This window comes from Sphaerothrix gracilis Ecp01 (genome assembly GCF_030405905.1).
Taxonomy (GTDB): Bacteria; Cyanobacteriota; Cyanobacteriia; order Phormidesmidales; family Phormidesmidaceae; genus Sphaerothrix; species Sphaerothrix gracilis.
In genome coordinates, this window is the sequence record NZ_JASATW010000072.1 from 1 (window position 1) to 4658 (window position 4658).

Genomic DNA, 4658 nt, shown 5'->3' on the forward strand with positions numbered 1-4658 from the left:
CGTTAAGCAGGCGTCTGCTTTGACCTGACTCAGCCGGGGTTTGACTCGCCGGGTCGTATAGCCCGGCAGTGTCGAGAAGAATTCGCTATTGAGCGTACCGAAGGGACGTTCGACGATACCGCCTTCAGCCGGGCGGCGGCGCAACTCTAAGACGATACCCAGTCTACTGGCAACCTGCTCTAGGTGCTCTGAGGTGAAGTCGCTGCCGCCATCGGTATACAGGTACTCAGGCACGCCGTAGGTTTCCCAGAGCTGCTTGGGCTGGTAGGCGTGGCGGTACTGTTTCGGCAGGATGGCGTGCCGCAGAGCTAGGCAAGTGACGGCAGCACTGGGTTTTTCCAGTCCCAGGTGTATCCCGACAATACATCTGGAGTAGGTATCAACAACGGTCGTTAGGTTGGGGCGACCCAAGACTTCTCCATGAGAATCAACAACCAGGATGTCGGCTTGGGTATGATCGCATTGCCACACCTGGTTGCTATATTCAATCGCAATCTCGCTGCCGGCGCGGGTCGTAATCTGATGCTGCTCTCCTGGCCATCCAAGCGATCGCTTCTTCTGCTTTTTCTCGCGTTCGGCTATTTCGCCCGCTAAGATGCGGTAGACACTTCGGCGGCTGGGATAGCCACTCTCACCCACTTCGGCGGCGCGGCTTTCCACCAGTTTCGCTACCTGGGAACGGCTCATTTGGCGGCTACCCCGGTTGCCCTGGCGGTACGTCTTGACAATGAACTTTTGCCACTCTTCGCTCACACGCCGATCTCCCTTATCTGAGCGCTCACGCCGTTTTAGACCCTCAATGCCTTGTTGCTTATATTGCCGTTTTAGCCGGTAAATGCTGCTCTCGTGTAGTCCTAGCTCCTGGGCCGCTTGCTTTTTAGCCTCACGTTTTGAGACCCCTGACAGTCGTTGCAATACCTGCGATCGCTGCTTCACTTCAGACGGCAGTTCCTTTAGTAAAGGCATCTCCACTGGGATAGAGGCCTCTATTGAGGATGACAATTTTTCCCTTTTTGACTCTATTTCATGTGCCACTCTATTTAATAATATCCATAGCCTCAATACCTGAAATCGCGATCGCTTCTATCTACCAACCAGAAACGCTTTTGGGTTCGTTTTATTATGATATACCGTGCCACAGTATTTAATAACTAACTTGTGCCAGTTTGTTTGATAATAAACGCTGTAATCAGGCCAATACAGGCACTCTAGATATCTCGCAGATCATTGGCTATTGATAAAAAATTCGCGGCAATCCTGACAGTCGCGATCGCTATCCTACAGGCAAATCAAAGCTTACAAGAATCTATTACTACTTATCTTGACACTGATTCCCTAAATTATTAAATAACTTGGCACTCGACAAATTCCAAAAAACGTTGCTGGCACTGCGATCGCTGTGTTGTCTATACGCTTGTGCGTTGCCATGCTGTTGTTCTATACGCTGTAATGCGATCGCTTTTATACTTGCAAGCCCTCTTCTGTATTTGCTTTATTTCGTAAAAGCGTTGCTGTATAAGCGTTTTAGCGTCTTTACTTGCGCGATCGCTTCTTGCTTCTGCGTTGAGACACGCATGAAGCTATATACATGCATTAAACTTGCTTACTTTGAATACATGTTTTGAGCGTATACTTAATGTGTACATACTGTGTCTTTCACTTGCATAGGAGCCAGAGCACTGGTGCTATCCTATCGGCTTCCTTGCGGATGCGATCGCGCTAAGCTCAAGGAGAGCTTACAAGCATTCTTAGTGTGCTGCAGAACCCTAGGGCCATCCCTTCTTCGGACTCTGTGTCGAGCCCACAAAGGCGATCGCTGGCTCAGCTTACTCTACTTTGTATCGGTGCAAAACGCTCTCGGGCGATCGCGCTATTGACTTGGAAAACTATCATGCGGGCGATCGCTCAAAGAAAAGCGAACATTCAGATCGCCTATAACGTTCTGACAATAAGCAAGCTGACCAAGAGCCATAACTTGTATTGAATTACTCATCTGGCTGATAAAAGCAAATATTCAGATCAACTAAACTTTATTTAGAAAAGACACGCAACTATAGTCTCAGTGAGGCTGACACTCATGGACACTGTCAAACAAAAACTCATCCAGGAACTCGAGAGAACGCCCTCTGCTCTGCTGCAAGAAGTATTTGACTTCGTTCTATTTCTCAACCAGCGTTACGCTCAAACACAACCTACGGTCCCATCAGGTTGGCAGCCAAACTTCTTTGAAGACGTTATCGGTAGCTGGGAAGGCAATCCGCTTACCCGAGAGCCTCAGCCAAGCTACGAGGAACGTGAGGAGCTCCTGTGACCTATCTCCTTGACACTAACGTCTGCATCAAGCTCTTAAATGGCGATAACCACCGAGTCACACAAAAACTCGCTCAGCAGCAACCAGAAAATATCTACATTTCCACAATCACTCAGCTTGAGCTGTTCTACGGAGCCTATCGCGGTAACAAGACTCAAAAGAATCTGCCTAAACTATCCAGATTTTTCTCACAGTTCACACTCTTAAGCTTTGATCCACCAGCCGCCAAGATTGCTGGACGCATCAGAGCCAACTTACATCGCAATGGAACGCCCATCGGCGGCTACGATCTGCAAATTGCCGCGATCGCTCTAGCCTATGAACTCATAGTGGTCACCCACAACACGCGTGAATTTGGCCGGGTGGAAGGTTTGGTTTATGAGGACTGGGAACTTGAGTCCTAAGGTCACCTACCAGACTAAGGGACATCATTCAATCACTCATTGCAAGCGCGATATCACCCTAAAGCGACAGTGCTCTTCAACCGTCAGCTCCTCTATCCGCCAGGTCGTAATCAACTCACACTCTTCACTTTTTTGGGCGTTCTCACGTGCCTCGCTATTTGTCATCTGACAACTCTGACAGCTGTTTTACTTAAACTGGTCTCTATCCTTCATACAGTAGGGCTTTGGTCCCTTTCTCAACCTCATAATTAATGCCACGTTATTTAGCATCACTTCAGTGCCACGATATTTGACACTCACACCGCTATTCCTCATAAAACATAGCTTTGAGGCGTTTGGCTTCATGTAACTGCGATCGCTAACCAGATCAAAAATGAAATGTATACCTTTATCTCAAAACCTTATAAAGCAACTCCTTCAGTGCCCTCGTGACATTTAGCGAGGCACAAACACTCAATGGCTTATCAAATAACGTGGCACTCGACAGAAATCCAAAAAACGTTGCTGGCACTGCGATCGCTATGTTGCTTATGCGCTTGTGTGTTGCTGTGCTGTTGTTCTATACGCTGTAATGCGATCGCTTTTATACTTGCAAGCCCTCTTCTGTATTTGCTTTATTTCGTAAAAGCGTTGCTGTGTAAGCGTTTTAGCGTCTTTGCTCATGCGATCGCTTCTTGCCTCTGCGTTGAAATACGCATAAAGATGTATGTATGCATTCAACTTGTTTACTTTAAGCGTATATTTTGAGTGTACATTCAGCGTGTACATATTGTGCCTTTCACTTGCATAGGAGACAGAACGCGGGTGCTATCCTATCGGCTTCTTTTCGGATGCGATCGCGCTAAGCTCAAGGAGAGCTTACAAGCATTCTTAGTGTGCTGCAGAACCCTGGGGCCATCCCTTCTTCGGACTCTGTGTCGAGCCCACAAAAGCGATCGCTGGCTGCTCTTACTCTACTTTGTATCAGTCCTCGGGCGATCGCGTTATTGACTTGGAAACTATCATTCACGCGATCGCTGGTAGTGAGGGACTGTTGTTGTTTCTTAGGAGCTTGGAGAACTCGAACTTTCTAGAAGCTTGGCATAGGCCGTTTCGTAGCATGATAGGCAAGAAAACTCCTCTCTGCCTCTATGAATGTAGATAGCCCTGTCTCTGACAGCGTCATCGATCAAATGATCGACCTGCGATTGCAACTCGCTGAACTTGAACACAAAATTGATACCCTCAAGCCCGCTTTCTTTCATGCCTGCGCAGCTCAAAAGCTCACTCAGTTTAGACATGAGCATGGAATCATCTGTCGTCGGCTTACGCCCGGCAATCTCCTAATCTATTACTCCTGAGTTTTTGCGACAGAACCATATTTCCTCCTTGCATTCACGTTGCGCTGCTTCTCTCTAAAGCTTCACCTAAAGTGAAAAAGAACCCTCGACACTTGCATACTAAAGAAAAGAACATGTTTGGCGATCACGTACTAGAAAAGCTAGCAGAACTCACAAAAGGCGATCGCTGATAACGTGCTGGCGATTAGCTAGCGGGTATTGGGTGGGGAAAGGCTTAGCGATCGCTTAATGGAATCAAGAGCTGCAACTTGTATTTAATTTCTCATTTTTCTTAAATAGAACATGTTTGGTAGCCGCTCTCATTGTCAGCCTGTCGAGTAGACGTCAACTAAAAGCTCTCTGAATACGCTTGCTCAATTACCTCTGCAAACAAACTCCGCTGTCGGGAACTTGCGATAATATCAACCGTTTTCTCAACAACTCAAGGCCCGCTCGCCCGTACATCTGCCGCTTAATCATCTTCAAACGGTTCACTTGCCCCTCCACCGGCCCATTACTCACCTCTAGCGTCAAGGCCGCTCTGATGGCCTCGTAATCTTCTCGTATCCCCTTAGCAAACTGAACTAGCGCTCTTATCCCGCTTTGCTCTACCTCTATCAACCA

Annotated in this window: 4 protein-coding genes; 2 read left to right on the forward strand and 2 right to left on the reverse strand. The window is 47.6% G+C overall.

The features are described 5' to 3' along the window. Positions 1-966 (reverse strand): DDE-type integrase/transposase/recombinase (locus QJQ48_RS27505; RefSeq protein ID WP_346294412.1); only part of this gene is annotated, 966 nt, incomplete at its 3' end. Between the two features lie 1111 nt (positions 967-2077). Between QJQ48_RS27505 and QJQ48_RS27510 the strand changes: the two genes are divergently transcribed. After that, a complete protein-coding gene (locus QJQ48_RS27510) occupies positions 2078-2311 on the forward strand; it encodes a DUF2281 domain-containing protein (RefSeq protein WP_346294413.1) in 234 nt (77 codons plus the stop codon). After that, positions 2308-2715: a type II toxin-antitoxin system tRNA(fMet)-specific endonuclease VapC gene (vapC, locus tag QJQ48_RS27515; protein ID WP_346294414.1), complete on the forward strand. Its 408-nt coding sequence runs from the start codon at positions 2308-2310 to the stop codon at positions 2713-2715. Before QJQ48_RS27510 ends, vapC begins: the two co-directional genes overlap by 4 nt. A gap of 1697 nt (positions 2716-4412) precedes the next feature. Here the strand turns inward: vapC and QJQ48_RS27520 are convergent. Next, a partial coding sequence (locus QJQ48_RS27520) for a transposase (protein WP_346294415.1) occupies positions 4413-4658 on the reverse strand: 246 nt, incomplete at its 5' end.

Bases quoted from the DNA above. Each gene is read 5' to 3' on its own strand.
- QJQ48_RS27510 (WP_346294413.1), top strand. From the start codon at position 2,078: ATGGACACTGTCAAACAAAAACTCATCCAGGAACTCGAGAGAACGCCC.